23 protein-coding genes are annotated in these 23,896 nt (G+C 72.9%); 7 read left to right on the forward strand and 16 right to left on the reverse strand.

Annotation, left to right across the window (positions count from 1 at the left end; all coding sequences use genetic code 11):
* Positions 1-132: 132 nt before the first annotated feature.
* The 9 genes from FB476_RS09170 to FB476_RS09210 are packed head-to-tail and all read right to left on the reverse strand — an operon-like array spanning position 133 to position 7,506.
* Positions 133-780, reverse strand: coding sequence for an acVLRF1 family peptidyl-tRNA hydrolase (locus tag FB476_RS09170; RefSeq protein ID WP_141818490.1), 648 nt, complete (start codon positions 778-780; stop codon positions 133-135).
* A gap of 18 nt (positions 781-798) precedes the next feature.
* Entirely contained in the window at positions 799-1,131 is a 333-nt protein-coding gene (locus tag FB476_RS09175) for a metal-sulfur cluster assembly factor (RefSeq protein ID WP_141818491.1), read from the reverse strand.
* Entirely contained in the window at positions 1,128-1,613 is a 486-nt protein-coding gene (gene sufU, locus FB476_RS09180) for a Fe-S cluster assembly sulfur transfer protein SufU (RefSeq protein ID WP_141818492.1), read from the reverse strand. Before sufU ends, FB476_RS09175 begins: the two co-directional genes overlap by 4 nt.
* On the reverse strand, positions 1,613-2,935 hold the full coding sequence (locus FB476_RS09185) for a SufS family cysteine desulfurase (RefSeq protein ID WP_141818493.1): 1,323 nt from the start codon (positions 2,933-2,935) through the stop codon (positions 1,613-1,615). Before FB476_RS09185 ends, sufU begins: the two co-directional genes overlap by 1 nt.
* Before the next feature lie 11 nt (positions 2,936-2,946).
* Positions 2,947-3,705, reverse strand: coding sequence for a Fe-S cluster assembly ATPase SufC (gene sufC / locus FB476_RS09190; protein WP_141818494.1), 759 nt, complete (start codon positions 3,703-3,705; stop codon positions 2,947-2,949).
* A 48-nt stretch (positions 3,706-3,753) separates the two neighbouring features.
* The gene (locus tag FB476_RS09195; protein ID WP_141818495.1) at positions 3,754-4,089 is read right to left on the reverse strand and encodes a non-heme iron oxygenase ferredoxin subunit; all 336 of its coding nucleotides are present in this window, start codon (positions 4,087-4,089) and stop codon (positions 3,754-3,756) included.
* Complete coding sequence (sufD, locus tag FB476_RS09200; protein ID WP_141818496.1) at positions 4,086-5,300, reverse strand: Fe-S cluster assembly protein SufD; 1,215 nt, start codon at positions 5,298-5,300, stop codon at positions 4,086-4,088. The genes FB476_RS09195 and sufD overlap by 4 nt, the downstream gene beginning before the upstream one ends.
* Positions 5,300-6,721, reverse strand: a complete 1,422-nt coding sequence (gene sufB / locus FB476_RS09205) for a Fe-S cluster assembly protein SufB (RefSeq protein ID WP_141818497.1) — start codon at positions 6,719-6,721, stop codon at positions 5,300-5,302. Before sufB ends, sufD begins: the two co-directional genes overlap by 1 nt.
* Positions 6,718-7,506 carry a helix-turn-helix transcriptional regulator gene (locus FB476_RS09210; protein ID WP_141818498.1) on the reverse strand — a complete coding sequence of 263 codons (789 nt, stop codon included), beginning with the start codon at positions 7,504-7,506 and terminating at the stop codon, positions 6,718-6,720. The genes sufB and FB476_RS09210 overlap by 4 nt, the downstream gene beginning before the upstream one ends.
* A gap of 153 nt (positions 7,507-7,659) precedes the next feature.
* Between FB476_RS09210 and FB476_RS09215 the strand changes: the two genes are divergently transcribed.
* Complete coding sequence (locus tag FB476_RS09215) at positions 7,660-8,352, forward strand: ABC transporter ATP-binding protein (RefSeq protein ID WP_141820108.1); 693 nt, start codon at positions 7,660-7,662, stop codon at positions 8,350-8,352.
* The gene (locus FB476_RS09220) at positions 8,349-9,161 is read left to right on the forward strand and encodes an ABC transporter permease (protein WP_141818499.1); all 813 of its coding nucleotides are present in this window, start codon (positions 8,349-8,351) and stop codon (positions 9,159-9,161) included. The genes FB476_RS09215 and FB476_RS09220 overlap by 4 nt, the downstream gene beginning before the upstream one ends.
* Positions 9,162-9,187: 26 nt before the next feature.
* Here FB476_RS09220 and FB476_RS09225 read toward each other — a convergent pair whose 3' ends face one another.
* Together FB476_RS09225 and FB476_RS09230 are read right to left on the reverse strand one after the other, a co-directional pair.
* A complete protein-coding gene (locus FB476_RS09225) occupies positions 9,188-10,219 on the reverse strand; it encodes a COX15/CtaA family protein (RefSeq protein WP_141818500.1) in 1,032 nt (343 codons plus the stop codon).
* Positions 10,220-10,233: 14 nt separating this feature from the next.
* On the reverse strand, positions 10,234-11,205 hold the full coding sequence (locus FB476_RS09230; protein WP_141818501.1) for a heme o synthase: 972 nt from the start codon (positions 11,203-11,205) through the stop codon (positions 10,234-10,236).
* Positions 11,206-11,418: 213 nt separating this feature from the next.
* On the opposite strand from FB476_RS09230, the gene tkt reads away from it, so the two are divergent.
* From tkt to pgl, 5 genes are read left to right on the forward strand one after another with little or no spacing between them, the layout of a single operon-like run.
* Entirely contained in the window at positions 11,419-13,680 is a 2,262-nt protein-coding gene (gene tkt / locus FB476_RS09235; protein WP_420359357.1) for a transketolase, read from the forward strand.
* Positions 13,681-13,691: 11 nt separating this feature from the next.
* Positions 13,692-14,816: a transaldolase gene (gene tal / locus FB476_RS09240; RefSeq protein ID WP_141818503.1), complete on the forward strand. Its 1,125-nt coding sequence runs from the start codon at positions 13,692-13,694 to the stop codon at positions 14,814-14,816.
* The gene (locus tag FB476_RS09245) at positions 14,813-16,474 is read left to right on the forward strand and encodes a glucose-6-phosphate isomerase (RefSeq protein WP_141818504.1); all 1,662 of its coding nucleotides are present in this window, start codon (positions 14,813-14,815) and stop codon (positions 16,472-16,474) included. The genes tal and FB476_RS09245 overlap by 4 nt, the downstream gene beginning before the upstream one ends.
* A complete protein-coding gene (gene zwf, locus FB476_RS09250) occupies positions 16,471-18,021 on the forward strand; it encodes a glucose-6-phosphate dehydrogenase (RefSeq protein ID WP_141818505.1) in 1,551 nt (516 codons plus the stop codon). Before FB476_RS09245 ends, zwf begins: the two co-directional genes overlap by 4 nt.
* Positions 18,018-19,862 (forward strand): 6-phosphogluconolactonase, encoded by a 1,845-nt coding sequence (gene pgl / locus FB476_RS16675; RefSeq protein WP_202876944.1) that lies wholly within the window; start codon positions 18,018-18,020, stop codon positions 19,860-19,862. The genes zwf and pgl overlap by 4 nt, the downstream gene beginning before the upstream one ends.
* A 74-nt stretch (positions 19,863-19,936) precedes the next feature.
* On the opposite strand, the gene FB476_RS09260 is transcribed toward pgl, so the two are convergent.
* From FB476_RS09260 to gap, 5 genes are all read right to left on the reverse strand, one after another.
* Complete coding sequence (locus FB476_RS09260; RefSeq protein WP_141818506.1) at positions 19,937-20,302, reverse strand: RNA polymerase-binding protein RbpA; 366 nt, start codon at positions 20,300-20,302, stop codon at positions 19,937-19,939.
* A gap of 130 nt (positions 20,303-20,432) precedes the next feature.
* Entirely contained in the window at positions 20,433-20,675 is a 243-nt protein-coding gene (gene secG, locus FB476_RS09265; protein ID WP_141820111.1) for a preprotein translocase subunit SecG, read from the reverse strand.
* Positions 20,676-20,808: 133 nt separating this feature from the next.
* Positions 20,809-21,612 (reverse strand): triose-phosphate isomerase, encoded by an 804-nt coding sequence (gene tpiA, locus FB476_RS09270; protein ID WP_141818507.1) that lies wholly within the window; start codon positions 21,610-21,612, stop codon positions 20,809-20,811.
* Entirely contained in the window at positions 21,612-22,823 is a 1,212-nt protein-coding gene (locus FB476_RS09275; protein ID WP_141818508.1) for a phosphoglycerate kinase, read from the reverse strand. Before FB476_RS09275 ends, tpiA begins: the two co-directional genes overlap by 1 nt.
* A gap of 5 nt (positions 22,824-22,828) precedes the next feature.
* Positions 22,829-23,833: a type I glyceraldehyde-3-phosphate dehydrogenase gene (gap, locus tag FB476_RS09280; protein WP_141818509.1), complete on the reverse strand. Its 1,005-nt coding sequence runs from the start codon at positions 23,831-23,833 to the stop codon at positions 22,829-22,831.
* Positions 23,834-23,896: the final 63 nt, after the last annotated feature.

Genomic DNA, 23,896 nt, shown 5'->3' on the forward strand with positions numbered 1-23,896 from the left:
CCTTTCGTGCGAGGAGGTTGTTCGTCGCCGGCCCACGACGGAGGGGACCCGGCGGGCCGCGATCGGCGCGGCCACGACAAGGTCCAACCCTACGTTATGGATTGCCATTCCCCGTGTTGGGTGTGAGGTGGGTCACCCTCCGGCGTTGACGACCTCCACCTCGACGGCCCGCCCGCGGGCGACGGCGTCGTCGAGCACGGCCCGGCGCGGGTCGGGCAGGTCGGGCAGCTCCCTGCGGGGTAGGCCGTGCAGCCGGGCCAGCGGGCCCGTCACCAGCTCCTCCAGCACCGCGGCCGCCAGCGACCGGTCGCCGCCGAGGACCAGCCCGCCGACGGGTCCGGTGGTCGCCTCCCCCTCACCCAGGACGCGCGCGGCATGGCCGGCGACCGCCTCGACGAGGGCGTCGGCCTGGTTGGACCGGCGCCGCGCGTAGCGCTGCTGGCTCCAGCCGCCGGCCGCTGTGCGCGACTGCACGTAGCGCGTGCCCACCTTGTGCGCGGCCAGCCGCCCGTCGGGGGCGGCGACGGCCACGGCATACCCCCCGCGGCGGACGAGCACGACCAGCAGGGCGGGCGGGGCGGCCCACTCCCCCGGTGCCCACTCCCCCTCCTCGGCGGGACGCCAGGACGCCAGCCGTGCCCACGACCCGTCGGCGGCCTGCAGCAGGTACGACGACGGGGAGGTCTGCCGGTCGACGGACCGGCCGACCTCCCCGTGCGAGGTGCCGAAGCGCTCCACCCAGCCCGTCAGACGCTCGGGGGCGACCCGGACGGCAGGCATGGCGGAGAGAGGGTCGGCTCAGACGTTGAAGCCGAGGGCGCGCAGCTGCTCGCGGCCGTCCTCGGTGATCTTGTCCGGGCCCCACGGCGGCATCCACACCCAGTTGATGCGGTGGCTGGGCACGAGGCCCTCGAGGGACTGGGCGACCTGGTCCTCGATGACGTCGGTCAGCGGGCAGGCCGCGCTCGTCAGGGTCATGTCGATGACGGTGTGCGACTGGGCGTCGACGGTCACGCCGTAGACGAGGCCGAGGTCGACGACGTTGATCCCGAGCTCGGGGTCGACGACGTCGCGCAGCGCCTCCTCGATGTCGGCGACGTTGGGGGGCTGGGGCAGGCTGGTCTGGCTCATCGTTCCTCCAGGGTGGGGGTCGTGGCGGTGCTCGCGGCGGAGATGTCGGCGCCCGCCCGGGCGAGCGCGTCGAGGTAGGCGGACCAGGACAGCAGCGCGCACTTCACGCGCGCCGGATAGCGGGAGACGCCCGCGAAGGCGACGGCGTCCCCGATCTGCTCGGGATCGCCGGGGTCGGCGCCCCTGCTCGTCAGCATGGCGTGCAGGTGGCGGTAGGTGGTGAGGGTCTCCTCGAGCGGGCGCCCGATGGACTCCTCGGCCAGGACCGAGGCGGAGGCGACCGAGATCGAGCAGCCCAGGGCGTCGTAGGAGACGTCCTCCACGACGACGGTGCCGCCGTCGCGGCGCAGGCGCACCCGGAGGCTGATCTCGTCGCCGCAGGTCGGGTTGACGTGGTTGACCTCGACGTCGTAGGGCTCCCGCAGCCCCGCGTGGAGCGGCCGCTTGGCGTGGTCGAGGATGAGCTCGCCGTAGAGGTCCATCAGACGGCCACCCCGAAGATCTGCGGCACCCGGTCGAGCGCCTCGGCGAAGGCGTCGATCTCCGCAGGTGTGGTGTAGACCGAGAAGCTCGCGCGGGTCGAGGCCGGCACCCGCAGGCGCCGGTGCAGCGGCCACGCGCAGTGGTGGCCGGTGCGGACCGCGACGCCCGCGTCGTCGAGGATCTGCCCCACGTCGTGCGGGTGCACCCCGTCGACGACGAAGGCCACGGCCCCGACGCGGTCGGCAGGGTCGGACGGGCCGAGCACGCGCACCCACGGGCGCTCGGCCAGCACCGCCAGCGCGTGGCGCATCAGGTGCTGGTCGTGGGCGTGGACGCGGTCCATGCCCAGGCCGGTGAGGTAGTCGAGGGCGGCGGCCAGCCCGACGGCCTGCGCGGCCATCGGCACGCCGGCCTCGAACTTCTGCGGCGGCGGGGCCCAGGTGGAGCCCTCCATCCGCACGACCTCGATCATCGACCCGCCGGTGAGGAAGGGCGGCATGGCCTCGAGGAGCTCGCGGCGCGCCCACAGGACGCCGACGCCCGAGGGGCCGAGCGTCTTGTGACCCGTGAGGACCAGCGCGTCCACCCCCGAGCCGGGGGCGGTCAGGCCGGTGATGTCCAGGTGCGGCGCCGACTGGCAGGCGTCGACGACGACGAGCGCCCCGACGGCCCGGGCGGCGGCGACCACCGGGTCCAGGTCGACGAGCGTGCCGAGGACGTTGGACACCTGCGTGACGGCGACGACGCGCGTGCGCTCGCCGATGACACCGGTCGGGTCCTCGAGGTAGCCGTCGTCGGTGACACCGATCCAGCGCAGCGTGGCGCCGGTGCGGCGGCACAGCTCCTGCCACGGCACGAGGTTGGCGTGGTGCTCCATCTCGGTCACCACGACCTCGTCACCGGGCCCCAGCCGCAGCCGGGCGGCCCACTCCTCGTCCGCGCCGTCCAGGGCGCCGGGGGCACCGGCGTTGGAGAAGGCGTAGGCGAGCAGGTTGAGGCCCTCGGTGCCGTTCTTGGTGAAGACGATCTCGCCCGCGTCGGCGCCCAGGAAGCGCGCCACGGTCGCCCGCGCGCCCTCGAAGGCCTCGGTGGCCTCCTCGGCGAGCTGGTGCGCACCGCGGTGCACGGCGGCGTTGTGCTGCTCGTAGAACTCGCGCTCGGCGTCCAGCACCGTGCCCGGCTTCTGGGAGGTGGCCCCGCTGTCCAGGTAGACGAGGGGCCGGTCGTCCCGGACCGTGCGCGCGAGCAGGGGGAAGTCCGCCCGGATCCGGGCGAGCTCCTCGCTGCCGAACGGCTCGGCGGTCAGCCGGCCCCGCGTCATACGTCTCCTCCTCAGACCGAGGTGGTCAGGAACCGGTCGTAGCCCTCGTTCTCGAGGCGGTCCGCCAGGTCCGGGCCACCGGACTCGGCGACCCGGCCGTCGACGAAGACGTGCACGAAGTCGGGCTTGATGTAGCGCAGGATGCGCGTGTAGTGCGTGATGAGCATGATGCCCAGGTCGCTGGCCTCCTTGACGCGGTTGACGCCCTCGGAGACGACCTTGAGCGCGTCGACGTCGAGGCCGGAGTCGGTCTCGTCGAGGATGGCGATCTTCGGCTTCAGGAGCTCCATCTGGAGGATCTCGTGGCGCTTCTTCTCACCGCCGGAGAAGCCCTCGTTGACGTTGCGCTCGGCGAAGGAGGAGTCCATGCGCAGGGCCTCCATCGCGGTCTTGACGTCCTTGACCCAGGTGCGCAGCTTGGGGGCCTCGCCGTCGATCGCGGTCTTGGCGGTGCGCAGGAAGTTGGAGACGGTCACGCCGGGGACCTCGACGGGGTACTGCATGGCCAGGAACAGACCGGCCTGCGCACGCTCGTCGACGCCCATGGCCAGGACGTCCTCGCCGTCGAGCAGCACGGAGCCGCCGGTGACGGTGTACTTCGGGTGGCCCGCGATGGCGTAGGCCAGGGTGGACTTGCCCGAGCCGTTGGGGCCCATGATGGCGTGGGTCTCGCCGGAGTTGATGGTCAGGTCGACGCCGCGCAGGATCTCCTTGGCGGTGTCGTCGGTCTGGACGCTGACGCGCAGGTCGCGGATCTCGAGGGTGGTCATGCGTGCTCCTTCGGGCGGAGGGTCGTTCGGGGTGGGGGGTTGCCGGGCTCAGTCGGCGAGGGTGACGTAGACCGCGTCGCCGTCGAGCGTGACGGTGTGGACCGCGATCGGGACGGTGGCCGGCAGCTGCTTGGGCTCGCCGGTGCGCATGTCGAACTGCGAGCCGTGCAGCCAGCACTCGATCAGCTCGCCCTCGACCTCGCCCTCGGCGAGCGAGACGTTGGCGTGGGTGCAGGTGTCGTCGAAGGCGTGGACGTGCCCGGCGGAGTCCCGGGCGATCGCCACGCGACGGCCGTGGATGTCCGCCACGACCGCGCCCACGGCCGGCAGGTCGTCGACGCTGCAGACGTGGACCGGCTCACCGGTGCGCACCTGCTCGCTCATGCGCTCGCCGGCTCCAGGGTCAGCGTGAGCTCGAGCTCCTCGTCGATCGCAGCCATCAGGCGGTCCACGACCTCCGGGACGCCGATCTTGGCGATGATGTCGGCGAAGAAGCCGCGGACGACGAGGCGGCGGGCCTCGGCCTCCGGGACGCCGCGCGACATCAGGTAGAAGAGCTGCTCGTCGTCGAAGCGACCGGTGGAGCTGGCGTGGCCGGCCCCCTCGATGTCTCCGGTCTCGATCTCCAGGTTGGGGACCGAGTCGGCCCGCGCCCCGTCGGTGAGGAGAAGGTTGCGGTTGAGCTCGTAGGTCTCGATGCCCTCGGCCTCCTTGCGGATGAGGACGTCGCCGACCCAGACCGTGCGGGCGGTCTCGCCCTGCAGCGCGCCCTTGTAGGTGACCAGCGAGGTGCACCGGGGGGCGTTGTGGTCGACGAAGGAGCGGTGCTCCAGGTGCTGGCCCGCGTCGGCGAAGTAGACGCCGAGCAGGGTCGCGTCGCCACCGGGGCCGGCGTAACGGACGTTGGAGTTGACCCGCACGATGCCGCCGCCGAGCGTGACGGCGATGTGCTTGTAGGTCGCGTCGCGGCCGACCAGGGCCTCGTGCTGGCCCAGGTGGATCGCGTCGTCGTCCCAGCGCTGCAGGGTGACGACGGTCAGCTGGGCGCCGTCACCGACGATCACCTCGAGGTTGCCGGTGTGGTCGGCGCTGCCGGTGTGGTCCAGGACGACCAGCGCCTTGCTGTGGCGGCCGGCCTCGAGGACGTAGTGGGCGTTGCTGCGACGACCCGCGCCGTTGCCGTGCACGTGGACGCGCAGCGGCTCGGCGTACTCCGCCTCGGCGGGGATGCTGAGGTGGAGGGCCTCGGGGGTGTTGGCGCTGGCCACGACGGCGCCGCGGTCCTCGGGCACCAGGACGGTGCCGCGCGGGGCCTGGCCCGGCGCGAGGGAGCCGGCGACGGCCTCCTCCGGCGCCTCGACCGTGAAGGAGGCGGCGGAGTCGCCCGCGGTGTCGGTGGGGGCGTCGGCGAGCACGTTGCCGAGCCGGTCGACCGGGGTGAAGCGCCACTCCTCCTCGCGGCCCGTGGGCAGCCCGAAGGCGTCGACCTCGAAGGACCGACGCCGCGCGGCGCGGGACTGGTCGGGGATGCGGTGCTCGCCACCCAGCTGGGCGGCCGGGTCGGTGTGGGACGTCTCGTCGATCAGAAGCGACATCAGCCGACGGCTCCTTCCATCTGCAGCTCGATGAGGCGGTTGAGCTCGAGGGCGTACTCCATGGGCAGCTCGCGCGCGATGGGCTCGACGAACCCGCGCACGATCATCGCCATGGCCTCGGTCTCGGAGAGGCCTCGGGACATGAGGTAGAACATCTGGTCCTCGGACACCTTGGAGACGGTCGCCTCGTGGCCCATCTGCACGTCGTCCTCGCGGACGTCGACGTAGGGGTAGGTGTCGGACCGGGAGATCTGGTCGACCAGCAGGGCGTCGCAGACCACCGAGGACTTGCTGTGGTGGGCGCCCTCGTTGATCTGGACCAGGCCGCGGTAGGACGAGCGGCCGCCGCCGCGGGCCACCGACTTGCTGACGATGGTCGAGGACGTGTGCGGCGCGGCGTGCACCATCTTGGAGCCGGCGTCCTGGTGCTGGCCCTCGCCCGCGAAGGCGATGGACAGCGTCTCGCCCTTGGCGTGCTCGCCGAGGAGGTAGACGGCCGGGTACTTCATGGTGACCTTGGAGCCGATGTTGCCGTCGATCCACTCCATGGTCGCGCCCTCGTCGCAGGTGGCGCGCTTGGTGACCAGGTTGTAGACGTTGTTCGACCAGTTCTGGATCGTCGTGTAGCGCACGCGGGCGTTCTTCTTGACGATGATCTCGACGACGGCGCTGTGCAGGCTGTCGGTCTTGTAGATCGGCGCGGTGCAGCCCTCGACGTAGTGCACGTAGGAGCCCTCGTCGGCGATGATCAGCGTCCGCTCGAACTGGCCCATGTTCTCGGTGTTGATCCGGAAGTAGGCCTGCAGCGGGATCTCGACGTGCACGCCCTTGGGGACGTAGATGAACGAGCCACCCGACCAGACCGCGGTGTTGAGCGCGGCGAACTTGTTGTCGCCGGTCGGGATGACCGAGCCGAAGTACTCCTTGAAGAGCTCCTCGTGCTCGCGCAGGCCGGTGTCGGTGTCGACGAAGATGACGCCCTGCTCCTCCAGGTCCTCGCGGATCTGGTGGTAGACGACCTCGGACTCGTACTGCGCGGCGACGCCGGCGACGAGGCGCTGCTTCTCGGCCTCCGGGATGCCCAGGCGGTCGTAGGTGTTCTTGATGTCCTCGGGCAGCTCCTCCCAGCTGGTGGCCTGCTTCTCCGTGGACTTCACGAAGTACTTGATGGTGTCGAAGTCGATGTCCGACAGGTCCGCGCCCCAGTGCGGCATCGGCTTCTTGCCGAACAGGCGCAGGCCCTTGAGCCGGGTCTCGAGCATCCACTCGGGCTCGTTCTTGCGGGCGGAGATGTCGCGGACGACGTCCTCGCTCAGGCCGCGCCGTGCGGAGGCGCCGGCCTCGTCGCTGTCGGCCCAGCCGTACTCGTAGCGCCCGAGGTCCTTCAGACCCGGGTTCAGCTCCTCGATGTTGGTGCTCATCGCGTTGCCCTCTCGTCGGCAGGGTGGTCGGTGGTGCGTTCGGTGGTGCGGGGTATGACGTAGGGCCGCGCTCGCGCGCGCTCCTCGTCGGTGGGGGGTCCGGTGCCCAGGGCGCCGGTCGGGACGAAGGTCGTGCACACGTGCTTGCCGGCGGCCAGGGTGGCCAGCCGCTGCACGTGCACGCCGAGGATGCGGGAGATCACGTCGGTCTCCGCGTCGCAGAAGGCACGGAACTCGCTGGCGACCGAGCGCACCGGGCAGTGGCCCTGGCACAGCTGGATCCCGGCGAGGCCGGTGCCCTGTCCCACCGGGCGGGCCGAGGCAGCATACCCCTCGGCCGAGAGCGCGACGGCGAGCGCCTGGGCGCGGGCGTCCAGGTCGTCGGGGGCGGTGCCCTGCTCGGCGAGGATCTCCTCGACCCGGGCGCGGAGCCGCTCCTCGAGACCCGACATCTGGTCGGCGGCGAAGCTGTCGACGGCCTCGCCACCCAGGGAGTCGGCGAGGTAGTGCAGGGCCGCCGTCGCGACGTCGTCGTAGGCGGTGCGGAACTGGTCCTGACCGAGCTCGGTCAGCACGTAGGCGCGCGCGGGACGGCCGCGGCCACGACGGGCCCCCGCGGGGGCCACGTGCTCCGCGATCAGCCCCGCGGTCCCGAGGGCGTCCAGGTGCCGGCGGACGGCAGCCGGGGTGAGTCCGAGCTCCTTCGCGAGCGTGCTCGCGGTGACCGGTCCCTGCTCCCCCACCGCCCGACGCACCCGGTCCCGCGTGCGGGACTCCTGATGCATCTCGACCAAATTCACTACTTCAGTGTGACCTATTTGGTCGCCGATCGAAAGCGAGGCAGACCTAACCTCCGCACGGACCTCCCGGGACCGGCGCACCTGTCCTCACGAACTAGAGTCTCACGGGTGGAAGCAGCCCCCTCCGACGCCCTTGTCATGCACGAGGTGACCCGATCGTTCGGCGGCGTGGACGCCCTCCGCGGGCTCACCTGGCGCGCCCGCGCGGGCGAGGTGACCTGCGTGCTGGGGCCCAACGGCGCGGGCAAGACCACCTCCGTGGAGATCGCCACCGGGCTGCAGCGTCCGGACGGCGGCACCGTCCGCGTGCTGGGCTCCGACCCGTGGGGCGCCGACGCCGAGCACCGGGCCCGGGTGGGCGTCATGCTCCAGGACGGCGGGCTCCCCCAGTCGGTCCGTCCGATGGCGCTGCTGCGTCATCTCGCCCGCTTCTGGGCGCGTCCTGCCGACGTCGACGCCCTGGCGGCCCGGCTCGGCATCGACGACTTCGCCGGCACGACGATCAGGCGGCTGTCGGGCGGGCAGCGCCAGCGCGTCGCCCTCGCCGCCGCCCTCGTCGGCCGGCCGGAGGTCGCCTTCCTCGACGAGCCGACGGCCGGGCTCGACCCCCACTCGCGCCGCGAGGTGCACGCGATCGTGCGCGAGACGGCCGCGGCCGGCACCGCGACCGTCGTCACCACCCACTCCTTCGACGAGGCCGAGCGCCTCGCGGACCACGTCGTCGTCATCGCGGCGGGCCGCGCCGTCGCCTCCGGCACCCTCGCCGAGGTCGCCGGCGACGACGGGCTGGAGAGCGTCTACTTCGCCCTGACCGAGGAGGCCCGCCGATGAGCACGCCCGACGGTGCCCCGGCGCCCGCCGCCGGCCGGCCCGACGGCGCGGGACGGGCCGCTCCCCCGGCCGCCCGGATCCTCGCGCAGGCCCGTTTCGAGGCGGCCGGCCTGCTCAGCCACGGCGAGCAGCTGCTCGTCTCGATGGTGCTGCCCCTGATGGCCCTCGTCGGGCTCGCGCTCGTCGACTACCCCGACCTGGCCGTGGGCCGGTGGGAGGGCGCCGCGCGGATCGACGTGCTCACGCCGGGGGTGGTCGCGCTAGCCGTGATGTCGACCGCCTTCACCGGCCAGGCCATCCTGCTCGGCTTCGAGCGTCGCTGGGGCGTCCTGCGCCTGCTCGGCACCACTCCCCTCGGGCGCGGCGGCCTGCTCGCGGCCAAGGCGCTCTCGGTGCTGGTCGTCCTCGCCCTCCAGCTCGTGGTGGTCAGCGGCGTCGGCCTCGCGCTCGGCTGGCGTCCGAGCCTGCCCGGCCTGCTGCTCACCCTCGTGGTGGTCGTGCTCGGCGCGACCGTCTTCGCGCTGCTCGCGGCGTGCCTCGGCGGCACGCTGCGCGCGGAGGCCGTCCTCGCGCTCGGCAACCTGGTCTGGGTGCTGCTCGCCGCCGGCGGCGGGGTGCTGCTGCCGGCCGGGGCGATGCCGGGCCCGGTGGCCGCCGTGGTCGGCCTGCTGCCGTCGGCCGCGCTCGCGGACGCGCTGCGCGCCGCCCTCGTGGACGGCGCGGTGGACCTGCGGGCCGTCGCGGTCCTGCTGGTCTGGGGCGTCGTCGCCGGTGCCGTCGCCCGCCGCTTCCTGCGCTGGTCCGACTAGGGCTGCGCCACCGGACGGACCGGGCCTCAGGCGTCGGCGAGGGCGGTGGGGCGCGGGCCGCGGGCCTCGTGCGCGCCGGCCGGGGCCGAGAGCGCGACGAGCTTCTCGACCGTGGCCGTGACCACCGCGGCCAGGGCCGCCGCGCCGGCCATGTGCAGGCCGACTGCGAGCTCCGGCACGCCGTTGAAGAACTGGTAGTAGCCGATCGCCGCCTGGGCGGCCAGCAACAGGGCCAGCGCCACCAGCACCCGCCGCAGGGCGCCCGGCCAGCGCCGCGCGAACGCGAGCCCCAGGGCCAGCACCGTGGTGGCCACGATCACGTAGACCGGCACGACGTGGACGCGGGTGATGACGTAGGGGTCGAAGGTGTGGCGGGCCACGACGCCGGCGTCGCCCGAGTGCGGACCGGTGCCGGTCACGAGGGTGCCGAGGTAGATCGTCAGCGCACCGGTGACGGCCACGACGGCCGCGACCGCCCGGGCCACGCGGGCCTGGCCGCCGACGAGCTGGCCCGGCCGCTCGGCCTCGGCCACGTGCGGCAGCGAGGCGCGTCGGGTGCGGACGACGAGCACGGTCGCCACGGCGATGAGGACCGCCGAGATGACGAAGTGGATGCCGACGACCCAGGGGTTGAGCCCGGTGCGGACGGTGATGCCGCCCACCACGGCCTGGACGATGATGCCCGCGGCGATGGCGACGGCATACCGGAGGAAGGAGGGGTGCCGGTCGCGCAGCCGCCACACGGCGAGGAAGGTCAGGACCGAGATGACCACCAGCAGGAAGGTCAGCGTGCGGTTGCCGAACTCGATGTAGCCGTGGACGCCCATCTCGGGGGTGTTGGTCCACGATGCGTCCGTGCACCGCGGCCAGGTCGGGCACCCGAGCCCGCTGCCGGTGAGGCGCACCGCTCCCCCGGTGACGATGAGGAGCGCGTTGGCGACCAGCGAGGCCCACGCGGTGGCGCGGACCCAGCCGTCGACCTCGGTCGGCATCAGGGGGTCGCGCCAGCCGGGGCTCGCCTGCTCGCGGACGTGGGCGGTCGGGGACGGGGACGTCATGGCGGGACCTGGGGTCAGAGGGGCAGCGGGAGGTGCAGCAGCGGGTCGACGGCCACCCCGAGGAAGAGCAGCGTCAGATAGCTGATCGAGTAGTGGAACAGCCTCATCGCACCCAGCGCGTTGCCGGTCACGCCACGGCGGGCGCGCCCCAGGAGGCGGTGGGACTCGACGACGAAGAGGGCGCCGGAGACGACGGCGACGACGGTGTAGACCCAGCCCATCGGGGCCACGGGGATCAGCGCCAGGGAGACGAGGACGGTCACCCAGGAGTAGACGACGATCTGCCTGCCCACCGCCACGTCCTGGGCGACGACCGGCAGCATCGGCACGCCGGCGTTGGCGTAGTCGTCGCGGAAGCGCATCGACAGCGGCCAGTAGTGCGGCGGGGTCCAGAAGAAGACCACGAGGAAGAGGATGAGCGCCGACCAGGAGAGCGAGTCGGCGACGGCGGACCAGCCGATGAGCACCGGCATGCAGCCGGCGACGCCGCCCCAGACGATGTTCTGGCTGGTGCGCCGCTTGAGGACCATCGTGTAGAAGACGACGTAGAGCGCGATCGCCCCGAGCGCCAGCCAGGCCGAGAGCCAGTTGACGACCAGGCCGAGCCAGAGCACGGCCGCGACGCCGAGGACCCCGCCGAAGACGAGCGCGGCACGGGGCGAGACCGTCCCGGTGACCAGCGGCCGGTTGGAGGTCCGGTGCATCCGGGCGTCGATGTCGCGGTCGAGGTAGCAGTTGAGGACGTTCGCCGACGCGGCGGCGAGGGTGCCGCCCACGAGGGTGGCCACGATGAGCCAGATCGGCGGGATCCCGCGCTCGGCCAGGAACATCACCGGGAAGGTGGTGACGAGGAGGAGCTCGATGATCCGCGGCTTCGTGAGCGAGACGTAGTCGCGCACGACGTCGCGCCAGCCGCGGTCCCGGGAGGAGCCCTCGCTGACGTCGACGGGGCCGTCGGGCGCAGGGCGCGGGTCGAGCGAGGTCACGGTGTCCTTCGGGGGGTGGCGGCGTCGTCCGAGGGGACGCTGGATGTCCACCCGATGGTACTCCGTCGCAGGTGCGGGGCCCGAACCGCCGTCGCCTCCGGGGTCGGCCGGGACGACCGGGCCGGACCCGAACGGCTAAGGTCGGAGAAGAGACCTCCCGGCCGCCCTCCAGGCCCGGGACGGCATGCCCGTCGAGCACCCGTAGGAGCCCCCGTGAGCGAAACCGCCCCCACCCTGACCGCCGGCCGCGACGCCGGTCTCAACCGCCCCGTCGCCGACGCCGTCGGCTGGACCGACGTGGACGTCAGGGCCGTCGACACGGCGCGAGTGCTGGCCGCCGACGCCGTCCAGAACGTGGGCAACGGTCACCCGGGCACCGCGATGAGCCTGGCCCCGCTGGCCTACCTGCTCTACCAGAACGTCATGCGCCACGACCCGTCCGAGCCGCACTGGCTGGGCCGCGACCGCTTCGTGCTGTCGGCGGGCCACTCGAGCCTGACCCAGTACATCCAGCTCTACCTCTCCGGCTACGGCCTGGAGCTCGACGACCTCAGGGCGCTGCGCACCTGGGGCAGCGCCACCCCCGGCCACCCCGAGGTGCACCACACCACCGGCGTCGAGATCACCACCGGCCCGCTGGGCTCCGGCCTGGCCTCCGCCGTCGGCATGGCCATGGCGCAGCGCCGCCAGCGCGGTCTGCTCGACCCCGACGCCCCCGCCGGCGAGTCCCCCTTCGACCACCACGTCTGGGTCATCGCCTCCGACGGCGACATCATGGAGGGCGTCACCTCCGAGGCCTGCTCCCTGGCCGGGCACCAGGAGCTGTCCAACCTCACCGTCGTCTACGACCAGAACTTCATCTCGATCGAGGACGACACCGACATCTCCTTCAGCGAGGACGTGGGCCAGCGCTACGAGGCCTACGGCTGGCACGTCGAGACCGTCGACTGGCGCGCCTCCGCCGAGGAGGGCGGCTACACCGAGGACGTCGACGCCCTCCACGCCGCGCTCCAGGCCTCCCGCGAGCGCACCGACCGGCCCACCCTGGTCATCCTGCGCACGATCATCGCCTGGCCGGCCCCGGAGGCCCAGGACACCGGCGCCTCCCACGGCTCGGCCCTGGGGGCGGACGAGGTCGCCGCGACCAAGACGCTGCTCGGCTTCGACCCCGAGGTCGCCTTCCCCGTCGAGGACGAGGTGATCGCCCACACCCGCGCCGTCGTCGAGCGCGGCCGGGCCGCCCGCGAGGAGTGGCAGCAGCGCTACGACGCCTGGCGCGAGGCCAACCCGGAGGGTGCGGCCCTCCTCGACCGCCTGCTGGCCAAGGAGCTCCCCGAGGGCCTGGCCGACGCGCTCCCGGTCTTCGACGCCGACCCCAAGGGCATGGCCACCCGCAAGGCCTCCGGCGAGGTGCTCACCGCCCTCGCCGACGTGATGCCCGAGCTGTGGGGCGGCTCCGCCGACCTCGCCGGCTCCAACAACACGACGATGAAGGGCGTGCCCTCGTTCGTGCCGGAGAGCAAGGCCACGGAGATGTTCCCCGGCAACCCCTACGGCCGAACGCTGCACTTCGGCATCCGCGAGCACGCCATGGGCATGATCCTCAACGGGATCGCGCTGGAGGGCCTGACCCGTCCCTACGGCGGCACCTTCCTGGTGTTCTCCGACTACATGCGTCCCGCGGTCCGCCTCGCCAGCATCCAGCAGCTGCCCGTGATCTACGTCTGGACCCACGACAGCATCGGCCTGGGCGAGGACGGCCCCACCCACCAGCCCGTCGAACACCTCGCCGCGCTGCGCGCCATCCCGGGCCTGGACGTCGTCCGCCCGGCCGACGCCAACGAGACCGCGGTCGCCTGGCGCACCATCCTCGGCTCGGTCGACCACCCGGCCGCGCTCGCCCTGACCCGCCAGGACGTGCCGACGCTGGACCGCAGCGAGCTGGGCTCGGCCGAGGGCGTCGCCCGCGGCGGCTACGTGCTCGCCGAGGCCGACGGCGGCCGCCCCGAGGTCGTGCTCCTCGCGACCGGCTCCGAGGTCCAGCTGGCCCTCGAGGCGCGCGAGACCCTGCAGGCCGACGGCGTCCCGACCCGCGTCGTCTCCCTCCCCTGCCGGGAGTGGTTCGACGCCCAGGACCAGGCCTACCGCGACGAGGTGCTGCCGCCGGACGTGCGCGCCCGCGTCTCCGTCGAGGCGGGCATCGCGATGGGCTGGCGCGAGCTGGTCGGCGACGCCGGCCGGATGGTCAGCCTGGAGCACTTCGGCGCTTCCGCCGACTACAAGACCCTCTACCGCGAGTTCGGCATCACGGCCGAGGCCGTCGTGGCCGCCGCGCGCGAGTCCCTCGCCGCCGTGTCCGGCTCCGCGCCGTCCGCCCCCGGCACGAGCACCCCGCACGAGCCGTCGTCCGACGCCAGCACGCTCGGCGACGCCGGCGAGGGCGGCACCCGATCCACCGACGCAACCCAGAAGTGAGGACAGCGACCATGAGCGACAGCACCGAGGGCCGCACCGCCCTGCACCAGCTCGCCGACGCAGGCGTCTCCGTCTGGCTCGACGACCTCAACCGGCCGATGATCACCGACGGCACGCTGCAGGCCCACATCGACCGCGGCGTGCTGGGGGTGACGACCAACCCGACGATCTTCGCCACAGCGCTCTCCGAGGGCGAGGCCTACACCTCCCAGATCGAGACGCTCTCGGCCGGCAGCGTCGAGGAGGCCGTCTTCGCCCTCACGACCGAGGACGTCCGCAACGCCTGCGACCTCTTCATGCCCGTCTTCGAGCGGACCGGCGGCCTAGACGGCCGGGTCTCCATCGAGGTCGACCCCGGGCTGGCGAAGGACACCGCCGGCACCGTCGAGACGGCCAAGCGACTCTGGGCCGAGATCGACCGGCCCAACCTGCTCGTCAAGATCCCCGCGACGGTCGAGGGTCTGCCCGCGATCAGCCAGACGCTGGCCGAGGGCATCAGCGTCAACGTCACGCTGATCTTCAGCCTCGACCGCTACCGCGGCGTGATGAACGCCTACCTCACCGGCCTCGAGCAGGCCCGCGAGCGCGGCAAGGACCTGTCCACCATCTACTCGGTGGCCAGCTTCTTCGTCTCGCGCGTCGACAGCGAGATCGACAAGCGCCTGGAGGAGATCGGCACCGACGAGGCGCTGGCGCTGCGCGGCAGGGCCGGCGTCGCCAACGCCCGGCTCGCCTACCAGGCCTTCGAGGAGGTCTTCGGGACCCCGCGCTGGCACAACCTCGCCGAGGACGGCGCCAACCTGCAGCGCCCGCTGTGGGCCTCGACGGGCGTGAAGAACCCCGACTACCCCGACACGCTCTACGTCACCGAGCTCGTGGCCCCGCACACGGTCAACACCATGCCCCTGGCCACCATGAAGGCCACGATCGACCACGCCGAGATCACCGCCGACACCGTCACCGGCTCCTACGCCGAGGCCCAGCAGGTCCTCGACGACCTCGCGCGCGTCGGCATCTCCTACACCGACGTCGTCGAGCTGCTCGAGACCGAGGGCGTGGACAAGTTCGTGAAGTCCTGGGACGAGCTCCTCGAGACCGTCAAGACCGAGCTGGACAAGCACCAGGAGACCGCGTGAGCACGATGACGGTCGAGGCCCTCGGGGCCGCCGCCGACGCGGTCGAGCGCCACCTGGGCGAGCTGGTCGAGGAGCGCGTCGCCTCCCGGCTGTTCGCCCAGGACGCCACCCTCTGGGGACCCGAGGCCGAGGAGGAGGCCTCCATCCGGCTCGCCTGGGTCGGTCTGGCCCGCACCTCCCGGCCCCTGGTCGGGGAGATCGCGGCGCTGCGCGAGCAGCTGCGCGAGCGCGGGGTGACCCGCATCGTGCTCTGCGGCATGGGCGGCTCGAGCCTGGCCCCGGAGGTCATCTGCGCCACCCAGGGCGTGCCCCTGGTCGTCCTCGACAGCTCCGATCCCGACATGGTCCGCGCCGCCCTCGAGGAGGACGTCGCGGCCACGGCCGTGGTGGTCTCCTCCAAGTCCGGCTCCACGCTGGAGACCGACTCCCAGCGCCGGGCCTTCGTCCAGGCGTTCACCGACGCCGGCATCGACCCCACCGAGCGGATCGTCGTCGTCACCGACCCCGGCAGCCCGCTCGACGAGCGCTCCCGGGCCGAGGGCTACCGCGTCGTCAACGCCGACCCCCACGTCGGCGGGCGCTACTCCGCCCTGACCGCCTTCGGCCTGGTGCCCTCCGGCCTGGCGGGCGCCGACATCGCCGCCCTCCTCGACGAGGCCGAGGAGGTCGTCGACCTGCTGTCCGACGACGACCGCGGCAACCCCGGGCTCCGGCTCGGAGCCGCTCTCGGGGGCACCGAGCCGCTGCGCGACAAGCTGGTCTTCACCGACCAGGGGTCCGGCATCGTCGGCCTCGCCGACTGGGCCGAGCAGCTCATCGCCGAGTCCACCGGCAAGCAGGGCACCGGGGTGCTCCCCGTCGTCGCACCCTCCGACGCCGACCCGTTCGCCGGACTCGCGGACGCCGGCGACTGCACCGTCGTGGCGTTCACCGCCGACCCCGACACCGACCTCCTGGCCGACGACGGGCCCGACGAGGGCACCGCCTCCCCCACCAGCCCCGCCGCCGGGTCGCAGGTCAACGTGGCCGGGCCGCTCGGGGCGCAGTTCCTGCTCTGGGAGGTGGCCACCGCGGTGGCCGGCCGGCTGCTCGGGATCAACCCCTTCGACCAGCCCGACGTCGAGAGCGCCAAGAAGGCCGCCCGCGAGATCATGGAGCAGGGGGCGCCCGAGGGCGACGACCCGCTCGCCGTGGACGGCGCCGTGGAGATCCGTGCCGGGTCCTGGCTGCCGGCCGGCACGAGCACGGTGGCCGAGGCCGTCGACGCCCTGCTGGGCCGGCTCGACCCCGCCTCCGGCTACCTCGCCGTGATGGTCTACCTCGACCGGCTGCGCCACGCCGACCTGGCGGCCGTCCAGGCGCCCCTGGTGCAGCGCACCGGTCGCCCGGTGACCTTCGGGTGGGGCCCCCGCTTCCTGCACTCCACGGGTCAGTACCACAAGGGCGGTCCTGCCCAGGGCGTCTACCTGCAGGTCACCGGCGCCCCGGTGTCCGACCTCCCGGTGCCCGGGCAGGACTTCACCTTCGGGCAGGTCATCGCGGCCCAGGCGGCCGGTGACGCGGCCGTGCTCGCCGACGCCGGCCGGCCCGTCCTGCGGCTGCACCTCACCGACCAGGCCCGTGGGCTCGAGCAGCTTCGGGCGGTCCTGGCCCGATGACCTCAGGCCCCGCCCGGGTCACCCCGGAGGAGAACCCGCTCCGGCACCCCGACGACAAGCGGCTCCCGCGGATCGCGGGCCCCTGCAGCCTGGTCATGTTCGGCGTGACGGGCGACCTGGCCCGCAAGAAGCTCATGCCGGCGATCTACGACCTCGCCAACCGCGGGCTGCTGCCGCCCGGCTTCTCCCTCGTCGGCTTCGCCCGACGGGAGTGGGAGGACCAGGACTTCGCCAAGATCGTCCACGACTCCGTCCGCGCGCACGCCCGCACGGAGTTCCGCGAGGAGGTCTGGCGCTCCCTGGCCGAGGGCTTCCGGTTCGTCCCCGGGTCCTTCGACGACCCCGAGGCCTTCGAGCTGCTGGCCCGGACCGTCCGCGAGCTCGACGAGCAGCGCGGCAGCGGCGGCAACCACGCCTTCTACCTGTCGATCCCGCCGGCGTGGTTCGGCCCGGTCTGCGACCAGCTGCAGGCCTCGGGGCTGTCCGACCCGCACCCGGGCACCTGGCGCCGCGTGGTCGTGGAGAAGCCCTTCGGCCACGACCTGGAGAGCGCGCAGGAGCTCAACACGATCGTCGAGAAGGTCTTCCCTGCGGACTCGGTCTTCCGCATCGACCACTACCTCGGCAAGGAGACCGTCCAGAACCTGCTGGCCCTGCGTTTCGCCAACCAGCTCTTCGAGCCGGTCTGGAACAGCCACTACGTCGACCACGTGCAGATCACCATGGCCGAGGACATCGGCATCGGTGGCCGCGCGGGCTACTACGACGAGGTCGGCGCCGCCCGCGACGTGATCCAGAACCACCTGCTCCAGCTGCTCGCCCTCACCGCGATGGAGCCCCCCATCGCCTTCACCCCCCGCGCCGTCCAGGCCGAGAAGGTCAAGGTGCTCGCGTCGGTGCGGCTGCCGGAGGACCTCTCGACGGGCACGGCACGTGGTCGCTACGTCGCCGGCTGGCAGGGCGACGAGAAGGTGCCCGGCTACCTCGAGGAGGACGGGGTGGACCCCGGCTCCCGCACCGAGACGTATGCCGCGGTCAAGCTGTCCGTGCACACCCGCCGCTGGGCGGGCGTCCCGTTCTACCTGCGGGCCGGCAAGCGCCTGGGCAAGCGCGTCACGGAGATCGCGGTCATGCTCAAGCGGGCCCCGCACCTGCCGTTCACCGACACCGCGACCGAGGAGCTCGGGCAGAACGCCATCGTCATCCGCATCCAGCCCGACGAGGGCGTGACCCTGCGCTTCGGCTCCAAGGTGCCGGGCACGCAGATGGAGGTCCGCGACGTCACCATGGACTTCGGCTACGGCGCGTCCTTCACCGAGTCCAGCCCGGAGGCCTACGAGCGCCTCATCCTCGACGTGCTCCTGGGCGAGCCGCCGCTCTTCCCGCGGCACGAGGAGGTCGAGCTCTCCTGGCGCATCCTCGACCCGATCATCGAGAGCTGGTCGCGCAGCCGCAGCGTCCCGGAGGACTATCCCGCCGGCACGTGGGGGCCACCCTCCGCCGACGAGCTGCTCGCCCGCGACGGCCGGGCCTGGAGGCTGCCGTGATCCGCGACCTGCCCAGCACCTCCACCCGCACCGTCTCCAAGGAGCTCGTGCGGATCCGCAACCAGGTCGGCGCCATCGCCATGGGACGCGTGCTGACGCTCCTCGTGTCCGTCGACGAGGAGCTCGCCGACGACGCCATCCGCGCCGCCAACGACGCGACCCGTCAGCACCCGGCCCGCATCCTCGTGCTGGTGAGGGCCAACAGCCGCGGCAAGGGCCGGCTCGACGCGCAGATCCGCGTGGGCGGCGACGCCGGGGCCAGCGAGATCGTCGTGCTGCGTCTCTACGGCGACCTCAGCCGCCAGCAGGCGGCCGTGGTCACGCCGTTGCTGCTGCCCGACTCCCCCATCGTGGCCTGGTGGCCCGGTGACGCCCCGGCAGACGTCGCCGGCTCGCCGGTGGGCCAGATGGCCAACCGGCGGATCACCGACGCCGCGACCGGACCCCGTCCCGCCACCCTGCTCAAGCGCCGGGCCCGTCACTACGCCCCCGGCGACACCGACCTGGCGTGGACCCGCCTCACCCGGTGGCGGGCCCTGCTCGCCGCCTCCCTCGAGGCCGCCCCCTTCGAGCCGGTGGAGTCCGCCGCCGTGACGGCCGAGCCCGACGACCCCAGCGCGGCCCTCCTGGCCGGCTGGCTGGCGGCGTCGCTGCGCTGTCCCGTCTCCCTCGTGCGCAGCGCGGCGGGGACCGGGCTGGTCAGCGTCCGCCTGGACCGGGCCTCGGGGCCCATCGACCTGGTCCGCAGCACCGACGGCGGTGACACGGCCACCCTGACCCGCGCCGGCAGCCCGGCCCGGCTGGTGGCGCTGCGCACCCCGACCCTCGCGGAGGCGCTGGCCGAGGAGCTGCGGCGCCTCGACGCCGACGAGGTCTACGCCCACGCCCTCCTCGACGGCCTGCCCGTCGTCACGCGCGGCACCACGCGGTCGCGCGCGGTCCGGGCGGGCCAGGTCCCCGACGGGCCCGGCGCGGTCGACACCTCCTCCCGCTCCTCGGTGTCCAGCCGCAGCCTGGAAGGGCTCACCCCCTCCGAGCGGGGCAGCGACGAGGGCGTGCAGGCCCGGGTGGACGCCGGGCTGTCCGCCGCCCGCGAGGACGACGTTCGCACCTTCGGCGACCGCGACGCGGTGGCCGAGGCGGTCGCCGACGAGCTCGTCCGCCGTGTCGAGGCCGCCGTCGCGGACCGTGGCGAGGCCCACGTCGTGCTGACCGGCGGCTCCGCCGGCACGGCCGTCACGACGGCGCTCGCCGCCCGGGCCCGCGCCGGTGAGCTGGAGCGCGAGGTATGGCGTTGCGTCCACCTGTGGTGGGGCGACGAGCGCTTCGTGCCCGCGGGGCACGAGGACCGCAACGACGCCCAGGCCGACGCCGCCGGCCTCGCTGACCTGCCGGTGCTCGAGCGCAACGTGCATCGCGTCCCCGCCGGCTCCGACCCGGACCGCGCCGAGGAGGCGGCTGCGCGCTACGCCGCCGAGCTGGCCACCCACGCCCCCGAAGGATCCCGGGTGCCGCACCTCGACGTCGTGCTGCTCGGCGTCGGGCCCGACGCCCACGTCGCCTCGCTCTTCCCCGGCCGACCGCAGCTCGACGTCACCGACCGCACCACGGCTGCCGTCACGGACTCCCCCAAGCCGCCGCCGGTCCGCGTCACCCTCACGCTGCCCGCGCTCACCGCGGCCGAGGCCGTCTGGTTCGTCGTCACCGGCGAGGACAAGGCCCGGGCCGTGGAGCGGGCGCGCGGGACCCACGACGACCACGAGATGCCCGCCTCGTGCGTGCGGGGGCGGCTCGAGACGCTCTGGTGGCTCGACGAGGCGGCCGCGGCCCGGCTGCGCTGAGCCTCACCGGCCAGGATGGCGTCCTGGCCAGGATGCTCCTGCCGGCACGTCCTCGGACGTGCCGGCGGGTGGCGTCAGCCCTGGACCGACCCGCCGCCGTAGCCGCGGGCACGCAGGGCCTCCAGCGCCTCCGCGAGGAGGGCGGCGCCGTCGTCGTCGCTGCGCCTCTCCTTCACGTAGGCCAGGTGGGTCTTGTAGGGCTCGATGCGCGGGGCCTCGGGCGGGTTGTCCCGGTCGGTGCCCGCCGGCAGCCCGCAGCGCGGGCAGTCCCAGGTCTCCGGGATCTCGATCTCGTCGTCCTTGGCGAAGCTGGGACGGGTCTCGTGCCCGTTGGCGCACCAGTAGCTGACGATGACGCGCGGGGCGCTCTCGCCCCGCTCGGACTCCCCCATCGGACCCGAGCCCACGCGGCTGCCGCGGATGGCGTTGGTCCCTACCATGCAGTCCCTCCTTCTACCCCTGTGACGACCGTGTCACGGGAGACGGTCACAGCGTTGTTCCAGGTGGGCAGCGTAGCCCCCGGGCACCCGGGGAGACCAGGGTGGGGTCGCCGTCGGCGCGGCGCGACGGTCAGCCGAAGCGGACGAGCAGGCCCAGGCCGACGATGACGGTGATCCACACCACGGCCACGGCGATCGTGATGCGGTTGAGGTTGCGCTCCGCCACGGAGGAGCCTCCGAGGCTGCTGCTCATGCCGCCGCCGAACATGTCGGACATGCCGCCGCCGCGGCCCTTGTGCATGAGGATGAGCAGCACGAGGAAGCAGCTGGTCATCACCAGCAGGGCGTTCAGGAACCAGCGCACGTAGTCCACGCGGGACACACCTCGTCATTTGCAGTCGGGACAACATTGTCGCTCCGGGCCACGGACGGCCGCGGAGCGACAGACAGCGTAACGCAGCCGGGCGGGCGGGTCGGACACCGCACGGGTCCGACCCGCCGACTCCTCAGGCCGCGCCGTGGTGGGAGCGGTAGCGGCAGATCGCCGCGAAGTCCTCCACGGAGAGGGAGGCACCGCCGACGAGAGCCCCGTCGACGTCCTCCTGGGCCATGATCTCGGCGACGTTGCCCGGCTTGACCGAGCCGCCGTAGAGGACGCGGAGGCCGACGGCCACCTGCTCCCCCACGAGCTCGCCCACGCAGGCCCGGATCGCCGCGCAGACCTCCTGGGCGTCCTGCGGCGTGGCGACCTCGCCCGTGCCGATCGCCCAGACGGGCTCGTAGGCCACGACGACACGGGACACCTGGTCGGCGTCCAGGCCTTCCAGGGCCGTGCGCAGCTGGGCCAGGACGTGCTCCACGTGCTGCTGGGCGGTGCGGACCTCGAGCGGTTCGCCGACGCACAGGATCGGGGTCAGGTCGTGACGCAGCGCGGCCCTCACCTTGGCGCCCACGAGGACGTCGTCCTCGTGGTGGTACTGGCGCCGCTCGCTGTGCCCCACGATCGCGTAGGTGCACCCCAGCTTGGCCAGGAACGCCCCGGAGATCTCCCCGGTGTAGGCACCCTCGTCGTGCTGGGACAGGTCCTGACCGCCGTAGCGCAGCTCGAGGTTGTCGCCCTGCACCAGCGTCTGCACCGACCGCAGGTCGGTGAACGGCGGCAGGACGGCCACCTCGACGGCCGCGAAGTCGTGCCGGGCGTCCTTGAGCGTCCAGTCGAGCTTCTGCACGAGGTGCGTGGCCTGGAGGTGGTCCAGGTGCATCTTCCAGTTGCCCGCCATCAGGGGCGTGCGGGTGGTCGTCGTCGCCATCAGTCCTCCAGCACCTGCAGGCCCGGGAGCTCCTTGCCCTCGAGGTACTCCAGGCTCGCCCCACCACCGGTGGAGATGTGCCCGAAGTCGTCGTCGGCCCAGCCCAGGTCACGCACGGCCGCGGCGCTGTCGCCGCCGCCGACCACGGTCATGGCCCCGTCACGGGTGCGCTCGACGAGCGCCTGCGCCACGGCCTTCGTGCCTGAGGCGTAGGGCTCCATCTCGAAGGCACCCATCGGCCCGTTCCAGAAGACGGTCCGGGCGTCGGCCAGCGTCTCGGCGAAGACCTTCTCCGACTCGGGACCGATGTCCAGGCCCATCATGTCGGCGGGGATCGCGTCGATCGGGACGACCTCGTGGTGCGCGTCGGCCGAGAAGGCGTCGGCGACGACCACGTCGACGGGCAGCACGATCTCCACGCCCTGCTCGGCGGCGGTCTCGAGGTAGCCGCGCACGGTGTCGACCTGGTCCTCCTCCAGCAGGCTCCTGCCGACCTCGTGGCCCTGGGCCTTGAGGAAGGTGAAGACCATGCCGCCGCCGACGAGCAGCTTGTCGGCCACCGTGAGCAGGGACTCGATGACGCCGAGCTTGTCGCTCACCTTGGCGCCGCCGAGGATCACGACGTAGGGCCGCTGCGGGTCCTCCCGCAGCCGGCGCATGACCTCGACCTCCGCGCGGACCAGGCCGCCCGCAGCGTGCGGCAGCAGCCGTGCCACGTCGTAGACGGACGCCTGGGCCCGGTGGACGACGCCGAAGCCGTCGGAGACGTAGGCGTCGGCGAGCCCGGCGAGCTGCCGGGCGAACTCCTCGCGCCCCTCGTCCGTCTTGGCCGTCTCGCCGGCGTTGAACCGGAGGTTCTCCAGGACGACGACGTCACCGTCGGACATCGCGCGCACGGCGGCGGTCGCCCGCTCGCCGACGGTCTCCTCGACGAAGGTCACCGGCCGGCCGAGCAGCTCACCCAGCCGGGCGGCCACCGGGGCCAGCGAGTAGCGCGGGTCCGGCTCGCCCTTGGGGCGGCCCAGGTGCGCCGTGACGACGACCCGGGCACCGGCCTCGGCCAGCTCGCGGATCGTCGGCACGGACGCGCGGACGCGGCCGTCGTCGGTGATGGTCGTGCCGTCCAGCGGGACGTTGAGGTCGCTGCGGACCAGCACCGTGCGTCCGGCGAGGCCACCGAGCTCCTCGCCCAGCTGCTCGATCGTGCGCATGCGGCTCAGAGCTTCGAGCCGACCAGCGCGACCAGGTCGACGAGGCGGTTGGAGTAGCCCCACTCGTTGTCGTACCAGCCGACGACCTTGACCTGGTTGCCGATGACCTTGGTCAGGCCGGCGTCGAAGATGCACGAGGCCGGGTCGGTCTCGATGTCCTTGGAGACGATCGGGTCCTCGGTGTAGCGCAGGATGCCCTTGAGCGGGCCCTCGGCCGCCTTCTTCACCGCGGCGTTGACCTCCTCGACCGTGGTCTCACGGCCGGACTCGAAGGTGAGGTCGGTGGCCGAGCCGGTGGGCACCGGGACGCGCAGCGCGTAGCCGTCGAAGCGGCCCTTGAGCTCGGGCAGCACGAGCGCGACGGCCTGGGCGGCGCCGGTCTTGGTCGGCACGATGTTGAGGGCGGCGGCGCGGGCGCGGCGCAGGTCCTTGTGGGGGCCGTCCTGGAGGTTCTGGTCGGCGGTGTAGGCGTGGATGGTCGTCATGAGACCGCGGACGATCTCGAACTCCTCGTGGAGCACCTTGGCCATCGGCGCCAGGCAGTTGGTGGTGCAGGAGGCGTTGGAGATGATGGTGTGCGCCTCGGGGTCGTAGTCGCCGTCGTTGACGCCCAGCACCAGGGTGATGTCCTCGTTCTTCGCGGGTGCGGAGATGATGACCTTCTTGGCGCCACCGTCGAGGTGCGCCTTCGCCTTGGTCGCGTCGGTGAAGATGCCGGTGGACTCGACGACGACGTCCGCGCCGACCTCGCCCCACGGCAGCGCCGCCGGGTCCTTCTCCGCGAAGGCCTTGACCGCCTTGCCGTTGACGATGATCTCGTCCTCGGTGGCCGTCACCTCACCCTCGAGGCGGCCCAGGATCGAGTCGTACTTGAGCAGGTGGGCCAGCGTCTCGTTGTCGGTGAGGTCGTTCACCGCGACGATCTCGATGTCGGCCCCGGACGCCAGCACGGCCCGCATGAAGTTGCGGCCGATACGCCCGAATCCGTTGATACCTACGCGAACGGTCATGGAAGAACCTTCCCTCGTGAGGTGGCGGACGCGCGGTCTGCGCGTCACAGTGGCGACGACGTC

The sequence above is a fragment of the Ornithinimicrobium humiphilum genome, assembly GCF_006716885.1.
GTDB lineage: Bacteria > Actinomycetota > Actinomycetes > Actinomycetales > Dermatophilaceae > Ornithinicoccus > Ornithinicoccus humiphilus.